The organism is Halomonas sp. NYA30 (assembly GCF_976980765.1).
The window spans coordinates 3,508,678-3,527,369 of the sequence record NZ_OZ334477.1 but is presented as its reverse complement, the minus strand read 5'-3'; the positions used below and the strand labels follow the sequence as shown (position 1 = coordinate 3,527,369).

The window sequence follows — 18,692 nt, the reverse complement described above, 5'->3', positions numbered from 1 at the left end:
CCCTTTTGTGGGGTGAATAAGCGCGGAGTGAGCGGTGAGAAAAACGCAAAGGCAGACGCAAAAACGCCCGGCAAGCCGGGCGTTAACGCTAACGTTTAAAAAGCGATCAACGCTTATTCACTATCGGCGCTGTCGGCGCTGTCGGCGCTGTCGTCGTTATCGCCGTGGTGGCCGCGCTTGCCGTGCTTATCACGATACTCTTCATGAGCTTCGTGCATGGCACTGCGCAGTGCTTCCTGCTCTTCTTCGGAGAGAATTTCCGCAACGCGCTCTTTATGCTCGTCCCGCAGCGCGTGCATCGCTTCACGATGTTCAGCGTGAGCTTCGTTGAGCTCAGCTTGCTTCTCTTCAGAGATTTCAGCGCGCTGATATACCTCTTGGCGGCGCTCCTCCATGTGTTCTTCCATACGCTCCCGATCAGGGCCTTTACCTTCATGGTCACCGTGGCTATCCGCTTGAGCGGTAAGCGCTAGCGGGGCAATAGCAATAGCCAGCAGGGCCGGGGCAAACAGTTGGCGAATTGATAGTTTCTTAGCACTTGAAAGTTTCATAAGTTCTCTCCTGGTGAGTTGACGATGCCAGTATCGCTAGGAGACGTGCAAACCGTTTGCAGATAGTGTGCAACAATCATGATCTTATTAGCTCGTTGCAGGTCGTAGTCGGTAGGTGAGGGGTCACCTAGTTATCAAGGAGCAACTTAATGTCGCGAATCGAGTACTTTCGCGTGTTTCAGCAGCGTTATGCGTTTACCACCCTACGCCGTGTTACTGGCCTGGGGGCACTTGCCTTGCTATTGAATGGCTGTAGCGCTTCCCAACATATTAGCCAGGGCGAACCTGCTGTTGAGAGTAACCCGTTGCATGATCCCCAGCCTTTTGAGCGCTTAGCCCCAGTTACTTACACACCCGAGGCATGGCCACAGGCGTTAAAGGCGACTGTTTATCTGCCCAATGGATCAACGGATACGCGGCGACCCGCGGCATTAGTGGTACATGGCGGCGGCTGGCGCAATCGTACACCGCAAGATATGCAGGGCATTGCCGAACAGCTAGCCGGGCAAGGTTATGTGGCGGTGAATGTTGAGTACCGTTTTGCACCGGAATACCGCTTTCCCAACCAGCTACACGATTTGCAGCAGGCCATGAGCTGGATTCACGCTAACGCCGATGAGTGGCAGGTGGATACTGATCGCATTGTGGGCGTTGGCTTTTCATCAGGTGCCCATCTAGTGAGTTTGCTGGCACTGGCCGGCGAAGAAGGGCCGTTGGCTGAGCCTTACGGCGGTGAGCAGAGCCGTCTGGCCGCGGTGCTGGCGGGTGGTCTTCCCAGTGATTTGCTCAAGTTTGAGGATGGGCCGCTGGTGGTTGATTTTATTGGCGGCACCCGCGCAGAAGAGACCGAGACGTACCGGCTAGCGTCGCCTGCCTGGCAAATTACCTCACAGGCACCGCCGTTCTTTCTCTTCCACGGCAAATGGGACAAACTCGTGCCGGTGGATCACGCTACGGACTTCTATCAAGCTCTGCAGGACAACAACATCGAAAGCGAGCTGTACCTCCAGCGCTGGCGCGGCCACATCACCAGCTTCCTACTGCGTGGCGGCGCTATTGATGCAGGTATCGCGTTTCTTAATCGGCAGGTTAACCCCTAACCTTCCGGCTGATACTTATAGCCGACGCCATATACCGAGCGGATGATTTCCAGTTCGGGAAGCGCTTCGTGAATCTTCTTGCGCAGCTTTTTGATGTGGCTGTCCACGGTGCGCTCTGAGACGATGCGGTTATCGCGGTACATGTGATCCATTAACTGCTCGCGGCTGAAGATTCGCCCCGGCGCCTGCATCATGACGCGCAATAACTGAAACTCCACCGCGGTCAGGCCCAGGTCCTGCCCGTGGGCAAGGGCTTGCCAGCCGTCTTCGTTTAACACCACCGGGGCGTTTTGCACTTCACTCGGCGCCTCGGCTGCCGCTTGGCTGCGGCGCAGTACGGCTTTAACCCGAGCAACGACTTCACGAGGGCTAAAAGGCTTACAGATATAGTCATCAGCCCCTAGCTCCAGGCCCAGCAGGCGGTCGACCTCTTCTACCTTGGCAGTGACCATGATGATCGCTATGGAAGGCCACAGCTGGCGAATTTCCTTGCTCAGAGTAAGGCCATCTTTACCCGGTAGCATAATATCGAGCAGCACCAAGGCTGGGGAGTGCTGCTCAAGCCACGGCATCACTTCATCGCCGTGGCCCAGGGTGGTCACCTCAAAGCCATGAGTGGTTAAGTAGTCCGCCATCAGGCGGGCAATTTTCGGTTCATCCTCAACAACGAGCAAAGAGGCAGCATGAGACATAGCGGTAGACTCGCTTAGCAGTGAACGGGAAAGCATGGCTTAAAACAGTTTTTAAACACGAATTCTGAAAAACATTAATTAGCGGCCAACAAAGGAAAGCGCAGCGTCCAGCGCAGCCCACCTAGCGTGGAGGGAGAGGGCGTCAGCGTTGCACCATGGGCATTGACCAAGGCACTCGCAATAGAGAGCCCTAGACCGCTGCCGCCACTAGCGCGGCTGCGTGATCCTTCCACTCGGTAGAGGCGCTCGGTCAAACGGGCCAGCTCGCCTTCCGGTACCCCCGGCGTACTATCTTCCCAAGTGACTACTGCCTCCCCTTTCTGAGTCGTGAGCGTAACACGCAGCTCTCCCGGCGGCTGGGTGTAGGCGCAGCTGTTGTCCAGCAGGTTGTTCCAAAGTTGGCGCAGGCGCTGAGCATCGCCACGAATCATAATGCCAGGCTCGATCTTTTCCGTCAGCGTTAAACCGCTGTCCACTAACCAGCGATCAGCGTCAGCCAGTCGGCTAGCCAGGCAGTCGCTTAGATCCATCGGCGCCAGTTGTATATCCAGCGCGCCCGCGTCGCTTTGGGAAAGCAGACGTAAATCCGCCACTAAGCGCTCTAGCTGACCCACCTCCTGGGCGAGAGAGCTAAGATTTTCCTGGTTGAGTGGCCGGATGCCATCCTGCATGGCTTCGATCTCTCCGCGCAGTACCGCCAGCGGCGTGCGCAGCTCATGGGCCGTATCTGATACCCAGCGGGCGCGGGCATCACGGCTGGCTTCCAGCGTGGCGGCAAGCACATTGAAATCCCGCGCTAGGCGAGAGAGTTCGTCGCGGCCGCGTTCCGGTAGCCGGGTGTGGTAGTCGCCTTCGGTAAGGCGCAATGTGGCGCCGGCCAATGCCCGGGTACGACGCCCCAGCCACCAGGAAAGCCCGCCCGCCAGTAGCAATGAAGCAATGCAGAGTGAGATGACGATAAGCACCAGATTACGCTGCTGACGCTCCAGAAAGCGGCTCTCCATGCGCTCCATCATTTCCCTCGGCGGCCTGAATCCCAGCGATCCGATAGTGGTTTCACCGCTTTGTAGGGTTAGCCAATGCCAGTTGCCCGAATTTTCGCGCCCGCTGTGGGGCGGCACGACAAAGCGTCCATCCGCTGCGCGTAGGCTGAAATCCCGTGCTTCGCCAAGCGGTGAGGGGCGGTCGCGATGCTCCTGGCCAAGCTCAAAACGAACAATAAACGGCCAGCGTTCCGGTGACTGCTCCAGCCACTCCCAGCTCTGCTGGGTTTCCCAGCGTGTGACAAGACCGTCTGCCAGCAGCGTGGCGCGGCGCTCCTGGGCTTGGTTGAGATAGTCGAGAAAGCCACGATCAATACTATAGGAGACGGCCAGAAACATACTGGCTGAGATGGCCACATTGACGCTTAGGATAATCACAAACAGCTTCAGGCCCAACCGAGAGGGCCGCCAGTGGCGTATCGCGGTGAGCACTGCCATTAATGAGCTCCTTCTTCTTGGTTTGATTTGTTTTCGCCGGAGTTACTGCCTAGGGAGGGCTGGCGCGGTGCGCTAAGCCGTTCGCGAACATTCTCCATGCCCAGGTAGAGGCAGGGCACCAGAATTAACAGGATAGCCGTAGCGAACAGCATGCCAAAACCTAGCGAAATCGCCATCGGAATCATGAAGCGTGCCTGCCGCGAGGTTTCCAAGATCATGGGTGCCAAGCCCAAGAAGGTCGTCAACGTGGTCATCATAATCGGCCGTAAACGGCGGGTAGCCGCCGCCACGATGGCGCCCCGGGCATCCATGCCTTCGCGGCGTTTACGGTTGGCGTAGTCAATCAGCACCAGCGCATCGTTAATCACCACGCCTGAGAGCGCGAGCATGCCCAGCAAACTGATAATCGAAAGCCCGAAACCCATAATCATATGGCCGGCCACTGCACCGACAATGCCGAAGGGAATGGCGGCCAACACCAGCAGCGGCTGCAAATAGCTACGGAACGGAATGGCGAGCAGGGCGTAAAGAGCGGCAATCATTAACCACATGGAGGTCTTGAGCGTGGCCAAGTTGTCGGCGGTGTCCTGCTGACGACCGCCCATGCTGACCTCAAGCCCTGGCCAAGTTGCCTCAAGGTTGGGGAACACCTCTTCCTGCAACGTTGCCAGTACCTGGTTAATGGCCAGATCGCTTTCTGAGTCGGCGGTCACGGTAATAATCCGTCGCCCGTTAATGCGCTCAAGACTGCTAGAGGCCTGACTGATGGTGATGTCGGCTACCCGTGAAAGTGGCACGCTGAGGCCGTCAGGCGTACGCACCGGCATGCGGTAGAGCTCATTCAGACTGTCTCGATTGTCGTTGGGCAGACGAACCTCAACGCTGATTTCGCTGCGCCCGACGTACTGTTCAAGTGCCGTGGCACCCTGAAGAGGCCCGCGTAGCGCTTCGGCTAAATTGCTGCCTGTGAGCCCCAACGCGCGGCCTTCGGCAGAGAGGCGCATCTCTAGCTGCGGTTTACCGTCACCCAGGCCGCTGTCGATATCGGTGAGTCCATAGCCGCCCAATGTTTCCGCCAAGCGTTCGGCGGCGGCTTCCAATACCTGCGTATCCGGGTGGGAAAGGCGAAGGCTTAGCGCCGCGCCGCTGCCGGGGCCGCCGACATCTGCCTCAAAACGCACTGACTGGGCACCGAGTAAATCACCGGTTAGGTCGCGCCACTCCCGGGCGATGCGCGAAGGTGGCCAAGCCTCTAAACTCTCGCTGGCAATATCCAAACGTACTTCCAGGCTTTCGCCGTCCAGGCGACTGCGCGAGCTACTAAAGCTGAGTGTTTCTTCGCGCTCGCTGAGGACATCGGCGGCGTCGAGCAGCTGTTGGCTAAGCTCACGGCTAACGCTGATATTGCTGCCAATGGGCAGCGTTACCGTTGCCTGCACCTGATCCGATTCGACCCGTGGCATCAGGGAAAAGCCCAAACGCCCGCTCATTGCCCAGGAGAGGGCGATCAGCAGAATGGCGATGCCCAGCGAAATACTCAGCAGGCGTTGGTTCAGCGCGCGTTGTAGAAACGGCTCGAACTGACGATAGGTGAAGTGGTGCAAGCCGCCCTGCAGGCGCTGGCGAAGTGATTCAAGCGGACGCTGCCACGCCGGCGTTTGGCGCGGTTTGCGGCTATGCGCTAAGTGGGCGGGCAGTATGACGAGCGCTTCCAGCCAGGAGACCAGAAAGACGGTCACCACCACCACCGGCACCGTGGCAAAGATTAGCCCCAAAAAGCCGGGTAAAAACAGCAGCGGCAGGAAGGCGACGATATTGGACAGAATGGCAAACGTGAGCGGCGTGGCGATCTCGCTGGCGCCTTTCACCGCTGCATCGCGCAGCGAGTAACCCTCTTCCCGATAGCTGTAGATATTTTCGCCAACGATAATGGCATCATCCACCACGATCCCCAGGGCGATAATAAAGGCGAACATCGACATCATGTTGAGCGAGACGCCGATCCAGGGCAGAAACAGCATGGCGCCCAGAAACGCCGTCGGAATACCCAGGGTGACCCAGAAGGCTAGCCGTGCTTCCAGAAACAGCGCCATGAGTACCAACACCAGCGCTAAGCCCATCCAGGCATTTTTTAACAACAGGCTGAGACGGTCTTCGTAAATTTCCGAGCTGTCGCGGGAAATAGCCAGGCTGACGCCTTTCGGCATACCTTCCCGCAAGCGCTCAAGCTCTCCGTTGACCGCTTCAGAGATACTGGTCGGGGTCTGGTCGCCAATCTGGTAAACATCTACAGAGAGGCCGGGCTGACCGTTATAGAACTCCTCGCGATCGGTCTCGGCAAAACCGTCACTGACCCTGGCGATCTCACCGAGTACAATCGGAGCGCCCTGGGTGCTAGTGAGTATCGGCAGCTCTGCAAAGGCTTCGGCGCTATTGCGCCGCCCTTGATAGCGAATTAGCCACTCGCCTTCGGCTGTCGTTAGCTGACCACTGGCAAGGTCGAGCGCCTCTTCGGCGATGCGGCTAGCCAGTTCCTGATGGTCGAGACCGAAGCGCTCGATGGCCTCTTCGTCCAGGTGGACTTGAATCTCCCGCTCGCGGTTGCCGGAAAGCTCAGCGCGGGAAATGCCCGAGGTGGCTTGCAGCTCGCCGCGTACATCTTCAGCCGCGTCGTGGAGTGCCTCTAGGCCGACCTGGCCATAAACCTGCAGGCTGAGCACACTGCGAGAGCGTCCCGCCAGGGTGAAACGCGGTGGGTCAGCGGCGCTGGGCAGTGTGGTGATAGCGTTCACTGCCTGCTGAATATCCTGATAGGCGCGCATGACATCAATGCCGTCAATCAGCGTGGCGCTGACGTTGGCGCTGCCTTCGCTGGCCGTCGCGGTCAGCTCGTCGATGCCCTCTACATCGGCAATCGCGGCTTCCACCGGTAACAGCAGGCTCTGTTCCACATCCTCCGGCGTGGCGCCAGGGTAGCTGATAGTGACTTGCACGACTTCGATGTCGAATTCAGGGAATACTTCCTTTTTAATCGCTAGCGACGCCATTAGGCCGCCGATGATAAACAGCACCATCAATAAGTTGGGGGCTACCCCGTGATCCACCATCCATGCCAATGGGCCGCGTGGTACCTTCATGATTCGTCTCCCGATTCATCTCCCGCTTGGGCCGGGGTGTCGTTGGGCCGACGAATGCGCACTAGCTGGCCTTCTCGAGGTTGGGCCAAGCCCGCGGTGACGACTTGCTGGCCGGTTTCCAGACCGCTACGAATCAAGGCGTCATCTTCCCCGCGATAGGCTAGTGTGACCGGCGTGCGACGCAGGCGATTCTCCTCGTCGACCCGCCACGTAACATCCCCTGGGCGAAGCGCGGCAGAGGGTAGTGATATGAGCTGCTCTTGAATAGCGGGTTGAAAAGAGGCACGAAGCACATCGCCCAGACGCAGGGCCGGGCCGTCGCTCTCTAGCGCCAGAGGGTCGTTCACTGCGATGAGTAGCTGTGCCTGCAGGCCATTCTCTTCCAGACTGGGCAACATCGACACCAGCGTGCCTTCACGTGTGGCGCCTTCGGGCCAGCCGCGGCTGGTTAACGTCACGCTACTGCCCGCTTCCAGCCACTCCATCCACTCACCGGGTAGTGAGGCGCGCACCCAAAACTGCTCGACGCCCACCAGGTGCAATACCTCGGTTCCTTGACTGAGCAGACTGCCAGCGCCGACCAAGCGCTCCTGTACCATGGCCCGCCAGGGAGCGGTGAGGGTTGCGCGCTCAACATTCAGTGCTGCCTGGTCGCGGGCCACGCGTGCTTGGGTGAGTTCAGCTTGTGCTTGGCGCAGCTGTGGTTCACGCAAAACCAGGGCTTGGCGTTCGGCGGAGAGTTGGCGACCAAAGGATTCGTATTCACTACGGGCGCGCTGCTGCTCTGCTTGCTCTAAAGCAAGTAGCGCCTGGGCATTAGCCAGCTGCGCTTGAGAATCTTCAAGTGTAAGAGCCAGATCGGCTTGATCGATAAACGCGACAGCGGCGTCTTGCTCGACGACCTGTCCTGGCACCACGCCCTCTGCGAAGCGTTCAAGCTGCCCTGCTACGCGGCTAGCCAGCATCGCTTCCTGCTCTGCCTCAACGCGACCAAAGCCATAAAGATTAGGAGCCTGAGTGCTCGCGGACACGGTCATTACGTCTACCATTGTAGGTAGAGGTTCCGGCGGCGCTGTGCGCGCAATGCGGGGTGGCTGAGATATAATCCACCAAGCGAGCACAAGGGTGCCGACAAGAATCAACAGCGCAGCTACGGCACCTAACCGAACGCGGCCTCGTTGATAAGACGAGTGAGGAGAAGAGAGGGAGCGTTTTGGTGTCATTACCGCGCGTCATCCGTTGGCTAGGGCGAAAATTCCAGAAAAATAAGCGTATGATGCTAGCATCACGCATTGTTAAGCAGCGATTAGTCAAACAATGTGCAAATAACATGTAATTAACATTTACTTGGCACTCAATCCTTTGGCTTTTACTTACTTGGCTTTCACTCATTTGATAGTAATAGACTGACTGGTCTACTTTAAGTATATGAAAAACAATGTAACCCGCGACAAATTAATTGATAGTGGCGCCGAGCTGATTAGTCAGCAAGGCTACAACGCGACGGGTATTAATGCCGTTTTAAAGGCCTGCGGTGTACCCAAGGGCTCCTTCTATCACTACTTCTCCAGCAAAGAAGATTTCGGGCTGGCGGTGATTGAGCGCTTTGCGGCTACTTATGACGAAACGCTGGTGGCACTGCTGGAAGATAGTGAGACGCCACCACTTGAGCGCCTGAAGCGGTACTTCGCAGCAGGCCGTGACCATATGCACGAGTGCGATCATGCCACGGGCTGCTTGATTGGCAACCTTGGCCAAGAGCTTTCGGGCCAGAGCGACACCTTCCGCGATGCGCTAAATCTTGTGTTTCAGCGCTGGGAACAGCGCTTCGTGCGCTGCCTGCAGGATGCTCAGGCGCGGGGTGATATTGCCAGCCACACCGCACCCGAGGCGCTCGCCAGCTTTATTCTCACCGGTTGGGAAGGGGCCATTCTGCGTGCCAAAACGCTTAAATCCGTCGAGCCGATGGAGCAGTTTGAAACGATCCTGTTCCAGCAAGTACTGGTACGCCCATCACCATAGCCAGCGATGGGCGTGACGTTGAACGCGTATTAAAAGCCTTCCAAGACCAGCTTGCCAATCGTGCGGTTGCTCTCAATCAGGGCGTGAGCGTGCTTTAAGTTTTCGGCGTTAATCGGGCCCAACACCTCGCCTAGAGTCGTTTTTAGGCGACCGTCATCGACCATGGCCGCTACTTTGGTAAGCAGGTCATGCTGCTTGGCGAGATCGTCCGTCGCGAATAGTGGGCGGGTAAACATCAACTCCCAATGCAGTGACAGGCTTTTCATTTTTAGCTTACGCACATCGATCAGCTCCGGGTCATCAATCAGGGCAAGCTTACCCTGGGGTTTGAGGGCTTCAATAATGGCTTCAAAGTGGTGATCGGTCTGGTTAAGGCTAATCACCATATCCACGCCGTCAAAGCCCGCTGCTTTAAGCTCTTGATCAAGCGGCTGGTGATGATTAATCACGGCATCAGCGCCTAGCGACTTCACCCAGGCTTGGCTTTCGGGCCGAGACGCCGTACCAATCACGGTAATATCGGTGAGCTGCTTGGCAAGTTGCACCAGGATTGAGCCAACGCCTCCCGCGGCGCCAATCACCAATAGGCTTTTGCCTTGGGTATCACGCATGCCCAGCTCTAGCCGGTCAAACAGCAGTTCCCAGGCCGTGATGGCAGTTAGCGGCAGGGCAGCGGCTTCAGTATCAGATAGGCTTTTCGGCGCTAGGCTGGCGATGCGCTCATCGACCAGTTGAAACTCAGCGTTAGAGCCCTGGCGGGCGATATTGCCTGCGTACCAGACGCGATCGCCCGGCTGAAAGCGGGTGACCGCACTGCCGACGGCATCCACGATGCCTACCGCGTCATATCCCAGTACGCGCGGCTCACCGGTTTCCGGCAAGGCGCTGTTGCGCACTTTGGCATCAACAGGGTTTACGGAAATCGCGCTAACTGCAACGCGAATGTCGTGGGCGTCAGGCGTGGGTAAGGGGAGCTCAATGGCTTGCAGCGCATCAGGATGGTCGATGGGTAGGCTTTGAGTAAAGGCGAACGCTTTCATAGTAGTTCTCTCGTTAACGATAAGTGGCACCATCATGCCCGGATGTTGTTTTATTAAAAAGAACTCTGCTGCGTAATATCAGCGCAGGCTGAATTGATTCGTCATGACATAAGTCAGGAGCTCACCATGTTTGAAGGGTTTGAAAAACAGACACGTCACGTTAACGGTGTCGACATTACGTTTCGAATGGGCGGCACCGGCCCGGCACTTCTTCTGCTCCACGGCCACCCACAGACCCACGTAATTTGGCACAAAATGGCAGAAGAGCTTGCCCAGCATTTCACCGTTATCGCAGCCGACCTGCGCGGTTACGGCGACAGCAGTAAACCCGACGACGATCCTGAGCACCTAAATTACGCCAAGCGCGCCATGGCTGCCGATATGGCAGAGCTAATGAGCGCGCTGGGCTTTGAACGTTTTAAAGTGCTGGCCCATGATCGTGGGGCGCGAGTCGCCCATCGGTTAGGGGTTGACCACGCTGAGCGAGTTGAGCGTATGGTGCTTCTCGATATCGCGCCAACGCTTGCCATGTATCGCGGCACTAATGAGGCCTTTGCGCGCAGCTACTGGCATTGGTTCTTCCTGATTCGCCCCCAGCCGCTGCCGGAAATGCTGATTCAAGCCGACCCCGCTCAATATCTGAAAAGCGTGATGGGCGCACGCAGCGCGGGCATGACGCCTTTTGACCCGGAAGCGCTGGTGGAGTATGAGCGCTGCCTATCGCTCCCAGACACCGCCACCGGTATTTGTGGCGACTACCGCGCCAGTGCCACCATCGATTTGGAGCATGATCAGGCCGATATCGACGCGGGCATTAAGCTCACCTGTCCGATAAATGTGATGTGGGGCGCTGAAGGCGCCATTGAAGCTTGCTTCGATGCACTCAGTGAATGGCAAAAAGTCGCTACCGATGTAAAAGGCAAAGCGCTCCCTTGTGGTCACTATATTGCTGAAGAGATTCCCGAGACGCTGTTAGAAGAGGCGCTGCCGTTCTTGCTTGATAAGGAATAAGTGATTCAAGCGACTCACCAAGACGAAGCGGGTAAAAAACTGGATAATGGGCCGCAATTCGCCTGTTGGCTTGTTTTTGCAAAAGCCTAGGCACACTCATTGCTCCGGATGCCCGCTCATGGAAATCAAAGTTAACTATCTCGACAACCTCCGTCTGGAGGCCAAGTTCGACGATTTTACGGTTATCTCCGATCAGCCAATTCGCTATAAAGGCGACGGCTCGGCACCAGGACCGTTTGACTACTTCCTGGCGTCGTCTGCCATGTGCGCGGCCTACTTCGTAAAGGTTTACTGCAACGCTCGAGACATTCCCACTGAGAATATCCGTCTTTCCCAGAACAATATCGTCGACCCGGAAGACCGCTATAAGCAGATCTTCAAAATTCAGGTCGAGTTGCCGGAAGATATTTCTGAAAAAGATCGCCAGGGCATTCTGCGCTCCATTGACCGCTGCACGGTCAAGAAAGTGGTGCAAACTGGCCCCGACTTTCAGATCGAGACGGTAGAGAACATAGACGATGATGCCCAAGCGCTGCTTATGGGCGCACCGGAAGGCGGCAGTACCTATATTGAGGGTAAAGACCTGCCGCTGGAGCAGACCATCGCCAATATGAGTGCGATCCTGGCTGACCTGGGCATGAAGATCGAGATCGCCTCCTGGCGCAATATCGTGCCTCACGTTTGGTCGCTGCATATCCGCGATGCGGCCTCACCGATGTGCTTTACCAACGGCAAAGGCGCGACCAAAGAGAGTGCGCTTTGTTCGGCGCTGGGCGAGTTTATCGAACGCCTGAGCTGCAACTTCTTCTATAACGACCAATTTTTGGGTGAAGAGATTGCCAACAGTGAATTTGTTCACTACCCCAATGAGAAGTGGTTCAAGCCGGGCCCGAACGACGAGCTGCCCGCAGAAATTCTCGACGAGCACTGCCTGGCCATTTACAACCCGGAAGGCGAGCTGTGCGGCTCCAACCTGATTGATACCAACTCGGGGCGTGAAGACCGGGGTATTGTATCGCTGCCGTTTGTACGCCAATCCGACGGTGAAGCGGTCTATTTCCCCTCCAATCTGATCGAAAACCTGTTTCTTAGTAACGGTATGAGTGCAGGGAATACCCTGGTAGAAGCCCAGGTGCAGTGCCTGTCAGAAATTTTTGAGCGGGCGGTGAAGCGTGAAATCCTCGAGCAGGAGCTAACCCTGCCGAATGTACCGCAGGAAGTGTTAGCCAAGTACCCAAGTATCGTCGAAGGCATTAACGCCCTGGAAGCACAGGGCTTCCCGGTGCTGGTAAAAGATGCCTCCATGGGCGGGCAGTTCCCAGTGATGTGTGTCACCTTGATGAACCCGCGCACCGGCGGCGTGTTTGCCTCCTTTGGTGCCCACCCGAGCTTTGAAGTGGCACTGGAGCGCAGCTTGACCGAACTGCTGCAGGGCCGCAGCTTCGAAGGCCTGAACGACCTGCCGCTGCCCACCTTCAATTCGCAGACGGTCTCTGAGCCGAACAACTTCGTGGAGCACTTCATCGACTCGGTCGGCGTGGTCTCCTGGCGTTTCTTTAGTGCCAAGTCCGACTTCGAGTTCAGCGAGTGGGATTTCTCTGGCAGCAATGATGAAGAAGCCGAGACGCTGTTCGGCATTTTTGAAGAGTTGGGTGCGGAAGTGTATATGGCAGTACACGAGGACCTGGGCGCGCCGGTCTGCCGCATTCTGGTGCCGGGTTACTCCGAGGTATATCCCATCGAAGATCTGATCTGGGATAACACCAATAAGGCGTTGGATTACCGCGAAGATATTCTCAACCTGCACCGCCTCGACGACGATCAGCTCACTGATCTGGTCGAGCGGCTGGAAGAGAGCCAGATGGATGACCATGCCGATATTATTACCCTGATCGGCATTGAGTTTGACGAGAACACCGTCTGGGGTCAGCTGACGATTCTGGAACTGAAGCTGTTGGTCTATCTGGCGCTGCAGCGTCATGAAGAGGCGCTGGACTGTGTGCAGATGTTCCTCCAGTACAATGACAACACCGTCGAGCGCGGCCTGTTCTATCAAGCAGTGAACGCGGTGCTGGAAATTGTGCTGGATGACGAGCTGGAGCTAAACGATTATCTACACAGCTTCCAGCGCATGTTTGGCGAGGAAGCCATGGCGGCCGTCGTGGGCTCGGTAAGTGGCGAGGAACGCTTCCATGGCCTAACCCCGACTAACATGCAGTTAGAGGGCCTTGAGCGCCACCAGCGCCTGATCGACAGCTACAAGAAGCTCCACGCTGCTCGGGCGGCGAAAGCGGTTAATTAAGCGTTAACCAGAAGTGATGATAGCGAGCCACTTTGATGGCGTTACGGTGTCAGGCAGAAGGTTTAGGTTGTATTTTATAAAATTTAGTTATGCCACTGTTACTTGTTTGTATCAGTGGCGTGACAGTAACTGCTTCTCTACGATATCTACGAACGCACGCGTTCGTGACGAAATGCTTTTCCGATCTGGATAGATCGCGACGATTTCAAGCGGTGCCGGTTTAAGATCTAGCTCCAATTCGACCAGATCACCTGCCTCAATGCTTTCCTTGCAAAACTCATACGGAATGATCGCGAACCCGATCCCAGCGTGGGCACCGGCGAGGAGCATCAAACTACTGTCAACGCGATAGCGAGTCGGCACGTCCAGAGCGATGATTCGGCCTTCCTCATCGATGAAATGCCAGGGGTTCGCCTGTAGCGCCGTTAATGTCGAAATGCAGGGTAACTGTTTGAGTTCCTGCACCGAAGCGGGCCGGCCATGGTCGGCAATGAACGAAGGTGCGGCGACCACTGCGCTGCGCATGCTGACCAGTGGGCGAACCACCATGCCGCTATCGGACAGTTTGCCACGGTGGTAGCAGATTGAGACATCCACATCCCTTCTAACAGGGTCGAGGGGCGCCATGCTGGTGATACAGTCGATGGCGATGTCCGGGTGGGCGGCCACAAAATTAGCGATACTTTCATTAAGCCATTTGACACCGAACTCGGTAGGGATGGCGACAGTAATCCTACCGCTCAGGTTGCCATGTCGGCCCCTCATCTCATGCTCTACTTCCTCTAAGTCGCTAATGATGTCTCCTACCAGATGATACAGACGCTGGCCTTCAGCGGTAAGACGTAAGTGGCGCGTATTTCTCAGTACTAGCTGATGGGATAGCTGCCTTTCTAGTTGTTCAAGGTGGCGCGCCACAGTGGATTTGGGAATGTTTAACGCCTTGGAGGCTGCAAGGATAGAGCCTTGCTTAGCGATAACAATAAAGATTTTAAGGTAGTCAAGGTTCATAGGCTCAAATCCGGGAAAGTGTTTCCAAGCTTATTGCGTTGTCAGTATTTGGGCAAAACATTAGGCTCTTTAAGGGTTAGGCGGCAGGCCGCTTATACAGGTTGTTTTATTTTATTTTGAATAAAGGCGCGACTCTATGAGCGACGTTGTCAGCAACATTGTCGATGCGGATCCCATTGAAACAAATGAGTGGCTGGATGCCTTGTCATCGCTGACTCACTACGAGGGCCAGGATCGGGCGCGCTTCATGATTCACCAGTTACTAGAAGCGGCCGGTAAAAGCGGTGTGTCATTCGACGGAAGATTCGCGACTCACCACCGTAACACTATAGCCCACCAGGACGAGCCGGATTATCCAGGCGACCTGGCACTAGAACGCAAGATACGGTCGGCAGTCCGCTGGAACAGCGTCGCCATGGTGGTGCGCGCCAATGCCAAGGATAAGAGCCTCGGTGGTCATCTGGCTAGTTACATGTCGAGCAGCACGCTCTACGAAGTCGGCTTCAACCACTTCTTCCGTGCTGCGTCGACGGATTTCGCCGGCGATCTTATCTATTTTCAGGGCCACATTGCGCCGGGTATCTATGCACGCTCTTTCCTTGAGGGGCGCCTGACAGAGAGCCAACTGGATCGTTTCAGGCAAGAGGTTGGGGGCGAAGGGTTGTCATCTTACCCACACCCCTATCTGATGCCAGATTATTGGCAATTCTCGACGGTATCTATGGGCTTGGGGCCGATTCAGGCGATCTATCAGGCGCGTTTGATGAAATACATGGATAATCGCGGACTACAGCCTCTCCAGAATCGTAAAGTCTGGGCGTTTCTCGGCGATGGCGAATGCGACGAGCCGGAAGCGTTGGGCGCGCTCAACGTGGCGAGCCGAGAGCGCCTGGATAACCTAATCTTCGTGATCAATTGCAATTTGCAGCGTCTCGATGGGCCGGTGCGTGGCAACGGTAGCGTGATGAGTGAGCTGGAGCGGACCTTCCGGGGTGCCGGTTGGAATGTGTTCAAGGTGGTCTGGGGGAGTACCTGGGATCCCTTGCTGAATGAAGATCGCACCGGTCTTTTGCAGCAGCGAATGGACGAAGCGGTCGATGGCGAATACCAGAACTTCAAGGCACAAGGTGGGGCCTACACACGGGAGCATTTCTTCGGTAAGTACGATGAGCTGGGAGAGCAGGTCGCCTCTCTATCGGACGAGGAAATCCAAGGGCTCATCCGCGGCGGACACGACCCAGTGAAGGTTCATGCTGCCTATCGTGCCGCCATGGACGCTGACAATGGCCGTCCCACGGTGATTCTGGCGCATACCGTGAAGGGCTATGGCATGGGCAGCGAACATGGTGAGGCCGACATGGAAGCCCATAACATCAAGACTATGACGCCTGAAGGCCTGAAACAACTTCGCGACCGTTTTCAGGTACCGGTTACCGATGAACAGCTGCAGGGCGGTGGCATGCCGTACTATCGGCCGGCGTCGGATTCTCCCGAGATGCGTTATCTACAAGACTGTCGCGAGCGGCTACATGGCTTTCAGCCCGCGCGGCGAACTGATCACGAGACGCTGCCGATTCCCGAACTCGAAGACAAGCCATTCGCTGCTCAATTGAAGGGCACCGGGGAGCGCGAGGTCTCGACCACCATGGCCTTTGTACGTGTGCTGAGTGGCTTGACCAAGTACAAGCCACTACGCGAGAGAATCGTACCGATTGTTCCCGACGAGGCGCGGACATTCGGCATGGAGGGCATGTTTCGCCAGCTTGGCATCTATGCGCCGGAAGGCCAGAAATACGAGCCGGCCGATGCCGGGCAGATCATGTTTTATCGCGAGGACCAGGCGGGTCAAATTCTCGAGGAAGGCATCACGGAGTCCGGCGCCATGTCGTCGTGGATCGCGGCGGCGACGTCGCATGCGAACCACGGCACGATGTTGATTCCCTTCTACTTCTTTTATGCGATGTTCGGCTTCCAGCGCATCGGCGATCTCGCCTGGGCCGCTGGCGACATGATGTGTCGGGGTTTCATGGTGGGCGGCACGGCGGGGCGGACCACGATCAACGGTGAGGGGCTGCAGCATCAGGATGGTCATAGTCACTTGTTCGCTTCTGTCATTCCCAACTGCCGTACTTACGACCCGACCTATGCATATGAAGTTGCGGTCATCGTGCGCCATGGCCTGCAGGAGATGTACGAGCGAGGGAAGGACATCTTCTTCTACCTGACAGTGATGAACGAGAACTACCCGCACCCGGCCATGCCCGACGACTGTGAAGATGGCATCGTGCGCGGCATGTACCTGTTGCATCCGGGAGAGAGTGACGACGGCAAGCCCCGGGTTCAGCTACTGGGGAGCGGGACGATTCTCCGCGAGGTCGAGGCGGCGGCCGAGATACTGCGCGAAGCACATGGCGTGACCGCAGACGTCTGGAGTGTGACCAGCTTCAACGAGTTGCGTCGCGAGGCGCTCGACTATGATCGCCGGCGCTTCCTTGCTCCGGGTGAGCACCAGGAAGCCCCTTGGGTGAAGCGCCAGTTGGCCGATCGACAAGGCCCCGTGGTCGCGGCCACCGATTCCATTCGTCTGTATGCCGATCAGATTCGTGCCTGGGTACCGAGTGACTTTCATGTGCTGGGCACCGATGGTTTCGGACGTTCCGACACACGCGAGGCGCTACGCCGCTTCTTTGAAGTGGACCGCTATCACGTGGTGACAATGACGCTTTGGGCATTAGCCGAACGTGGCGAGATAGCGCCGCAAGCCGTTTCCGAAGCGATGACACATTACGGCATCGATCCTGCTGCGCCTAACCCGCTCGATCATTAAAGCGTACCTGAATATGAGCCCACGTTATGTGGAAGCGGATTAAAGGATGAGGAGCGCTACAGTGCTTAAGGAAATGATACGGGTACCGGACATCGGCGGCAGTGAGAACGTGCCGGTCATCGAATTGGCGATCAGCGAAGGCGACGAGATCGACGTGGAAGATACGCTGATTACGCTGGAGTCCGACAAGGCGTCCATGGACGTGCCCAGCCCCTATAAGGGCAAGGTGGTCGAGATATCAATCAAGGAAGGCGATAGCGTTACTGAAGGAGACCTGATTGCTATCCTGGAGATTGCGAGCAAAGGTGATGACGAAGGTAGAGATGCCAGTGAAATGTCAGCGAGTGATGTATCCAGCAGCGCCAAAATTAATGAAGATGTTCCGAAAACGACGAAACTGCCTGCTGATGAGAAAGCCGATGCCAGTCGGCAAAAGGCGAGCGAGTCCCAGTCTGCACCGACCAAGCCCGATGCCAAACGCGTGGTTCAGTCGACGCGCGAGCCGAGCCCCGAAGCGTGTCACAAGCAAGACAAGAAGAACTCCAGTGCTCACGTCCATGCCGGGCCGGCGGTACGCATGTTGGCGCGTGAACTGGGCGTCGATCTTGCCCAGATTACTCCCACCGGGCCCAAGAGTCGCGTGTTGAAGGAAGACGTACAAGGCTACGTCCAGAACGCCCTTCAGCAGCGTTCCAGCAATGCCGGAAGCATCGCCACGCCGTCTGGCGAGGAGGGCATCCCGACGGTGCCGGATATCGATTTCAGTCAGTTCGGCGAGGTCAAGGAAAAGCCTATGGGTCGCCTGATGAAAGCTGGTGCGGTCAACCTGCATCGCAGTTGGCTCAACGTGCCGCACGTGACCCAGTTCGACGAAGCGGACATCACCGAGCTCGAAGCCTTCCGTAAGTCGATGAAGGACGAGGCCACCCATCAGGACGCCAAGCTCACGCCGCTGCCGTTTCTGATCAAGGTCTGTGCCTACGCTCTGCAGAAATTCCCGCAGTTCAACGTCAGCCTGAAGAGCGACGGGGAGACCCTGGTGCAGAAGCGTTACGTGCACATCGGTATCGCCGTGGATACGCCTGACGGCCTGATGGTGCCGGTGATCCGCAACGCCGACCAGAAATCGCTGATCGAGCTGGCCAAGGAATCCGTCGAACTGGCCGGCAAGGCGCAGTCGAAAAAGCTCAAGCGCGAGGAGATGACAGGTGGTTGCTTTACCATCTCCAGTCTGGGCTCCATCGGCGGATCCGCCTTCACGCCCATCGTGAACGCCCCAGAAGTCGCCATCCTCGGCGTTTCCAAGGCGCAGACGAAACCGGTGTGGGACGGCGCAGAGTTCGCGCCGCGACTGATGATGCCGCTGTCGTTGTCTTACGACCACCGTACGGTCAACGGTGCGGATGCGGCCCGCTTCACGGACTTCCTGGCCCAGGCGCTGAGCGATATCAGAACGCTTTTGCTGTGATTTTGCCTAGCTTGCTTTAGGGTTAAATTCGCTAAATGTACTCCACCCCACCT

At 56.9% G+C, this 18,692-nt stretch carries 12 protein-coding genes and 1 pseudogene; 6 read left to right on the top strand and 7 right to left on the bottom strand.

The genetic code is table 11. The features are described from left to right. Window positions 1-113: 113 nt before the first annotated feature. Window positions 114-551 carry a hypothetical protein gene (locus ACWI0H_RS16350; RefSeq protein ID WP_485873983.1) on the bottom strand — a complete coding sequence of 146 codons (438 nt, stop codon included), beginning with the start codon at window positions 549-551 and terminating at the stop codon, window positions 114-116. A 149-nt stretch (window positions 552-700) separates the two neighbouring features. Between ACWI0H_RS16350 and ACWI0H_RS16345 the strand changes: the two genes are divergently transcribed. Next, window positions 701-1,651, top strand: coding sequence for an alpha/beta hydrolase fold domain-containing protein (locus ACWI0H_RS16345; protein ID WP_485873982.1), 951 nt, complete (start codon window positions 701-703; stop codon window positions 1,649-1,651). Here the strand turns inward: ACWI0H_RS16345 and ACWI0H_RS16340 are convergent. The 4 genes from ACWI0H_RS16340 to ACWI0H_RS16325 all read right to left on the bottom strand — a co-directional run bounded on the left by ACWI0H_RS16340 (window position 1,648) and on the right by ACWI0H_RS16325 (window position 8,184). Beyond that, complete coding sequence (locus ACWI0H_RS16340) at window positions 1,648-2,343, bottom strand: response regulator (RefSeq protein ID WP_176302404.1); 696 nt, start codon at window positions 2,341-2,343, stop codon at window positions 1,648-1,650. The genes ACWI0H_RS16345 and ACWI0H_RS16340 overlap by 4 nt on opposite strands. Before the next feature lie 74 nt (window positions 2,344-2,417). Beyond that, window positions 2,418-3,824 carry an ATP-binding protein gene (locus ACWI0H_RS16335; RefSeq protein ID WP_485873981.1) on the bottom strand — a complete coding sequence of 469 codons (1,407 nt, stop codon included), beginning with the start codon at window positions 3,822-3,824 and terminating at the stop codon, window positions 2,418-2,420. After that, window positions 3,824-6,961 (bottom strand): efflux RND transporter permease subunit, encoded by a 3,138-nt coding sequence (locus ACWI0H_RS16330; RefSeq protein WP_485873980.1) that lies wholly within the window; start codon window positions 6,959-6,961, stop codon window positions 3,824-3,826. The genes ACWI0H_RS16335 and ACWI0H_RS16330 overlap by 1 nt, the downstream gene beginning before the upstream one ends. Continuing rightward, window positions 6,958-8,184: an efflux RND transporter periplasmic adaptor subunit gene (locus ACWI0H_RS16325; protein WP_485873979.1), complete on the bottom strand. Its 1,227-nt coding sequence runs from the start codon at window positions 8,182-8,184 to the stop codon at window positions 6,958-6,960. Before ACWI0H_RS16325 ends, ACWI0H_RS16330 begins: the two co-directional genes overlap by 4 nt. Window positions 8,185-8,389: 205 nt before the next feature. Here ACWI0H_RS16325 and ACWI0H_RS16320 point away from each other — a divergent pair, with 205 nt between their 5' ends. Continuing rightward, entirely contained in the window at window positions 8,390-8,983 is a 594-nt protein-coding gene (locus ACWI0H_RS16320; protein WP_485873978.1) for a TetR/AcrR family transcriptional regulator, read from the top strand. 29 nt (window positions 8,984-9,012) lie between these two features. Here the strand turns inward: ACWI0H_RS16320 and ACWI0H_RS16315 are convergent, their stop codons facing one another. Then, a complete protein-coding gene (locus tag ACWI0H_RS16315; RefSeq protein ID WP_485873977.1) occupies window positions 9,013-10,023 on the bottom strand; it encodes a zinc-binding alcohol dehydrogenase family protein in 1,011 nt (336 codons plus the stop codon). Window positions 10,024-10,149: 126 nt separating this feature from the next. Here ACWI0H_RS16315 and ACWI0H_RS16310 point away from each other — a divergent pair, with 126 nt between their 5' ends. Beyond that, window positions 10,150-11,034, top strand: a complete 885-nt coding sequence (locus ACWI0H_RS16310; protein ID WP_485873976.1) for an alpha/beta fold hydrolase — start codon at window positions 10,150-10,152, stop codon at window positions 11,032-11,034. A gap of 118 nt (window positions 11,035-11,152) precedes the next feature. Next, window positions 11,153-13,336 carry an OsmC domain/YcaO domain-containing protein gene (locus tag ACWI0H_RS16305; RefSeq protein ID WP_485873975.1) on the top strand — a complete coding sequence of 728 codons (2,184 nt, stop codon included), beginning with the start codon at window positions 11,153-11,155 and terminating at the stop codon, window positions 13,334-13,336. A gap of 111 nt (window positions 13,337-13,447) precedes the next feature. Here the strand turns inward: ACWI0H_RS16305 and ACWI0H_RS16300 are convergent, their stop codons facing one another. Further along, a complete protein-coding gene (locus ACWI0H_RS16300; RefSeq protein ID WP_485873974.1) occupies window positions 13,448-14,344 on the bottom strand; it encodes a LysR family transcriptional regulator in 897 nt (298 codons plus the stop codon). A gap of 136 nt (window positions 14,345-14,480) precedes the next feature. Between ACWI0H_RS16300 and aceE the strand changes: the two genes are divergently transcribed. Then, window positions 14,481-17,171, top strand: coding sequence for a pyruvate dehydrogenase (acetyl-transferring), homodimeric type (gene aceE, locus ACWI0H_RS16295; RefSeq protein ID WP_485873973.1), 2,691 nt, complete (start codon window positions 14,481-14,483; stop codon window positions 17,169-17,171). Window positions 17,172-17,238: 67 nt separating this feature from the next. Then, a pseudogene (locus ACWI0H_RS16290) lies at window positions 17,239-18,639 on the top strand (2-oxo acid dehydrogenase subunit E2); the annotation flags it as partial. Window positions 18,640-18,692: the final 53 nt, after the last annotated feature.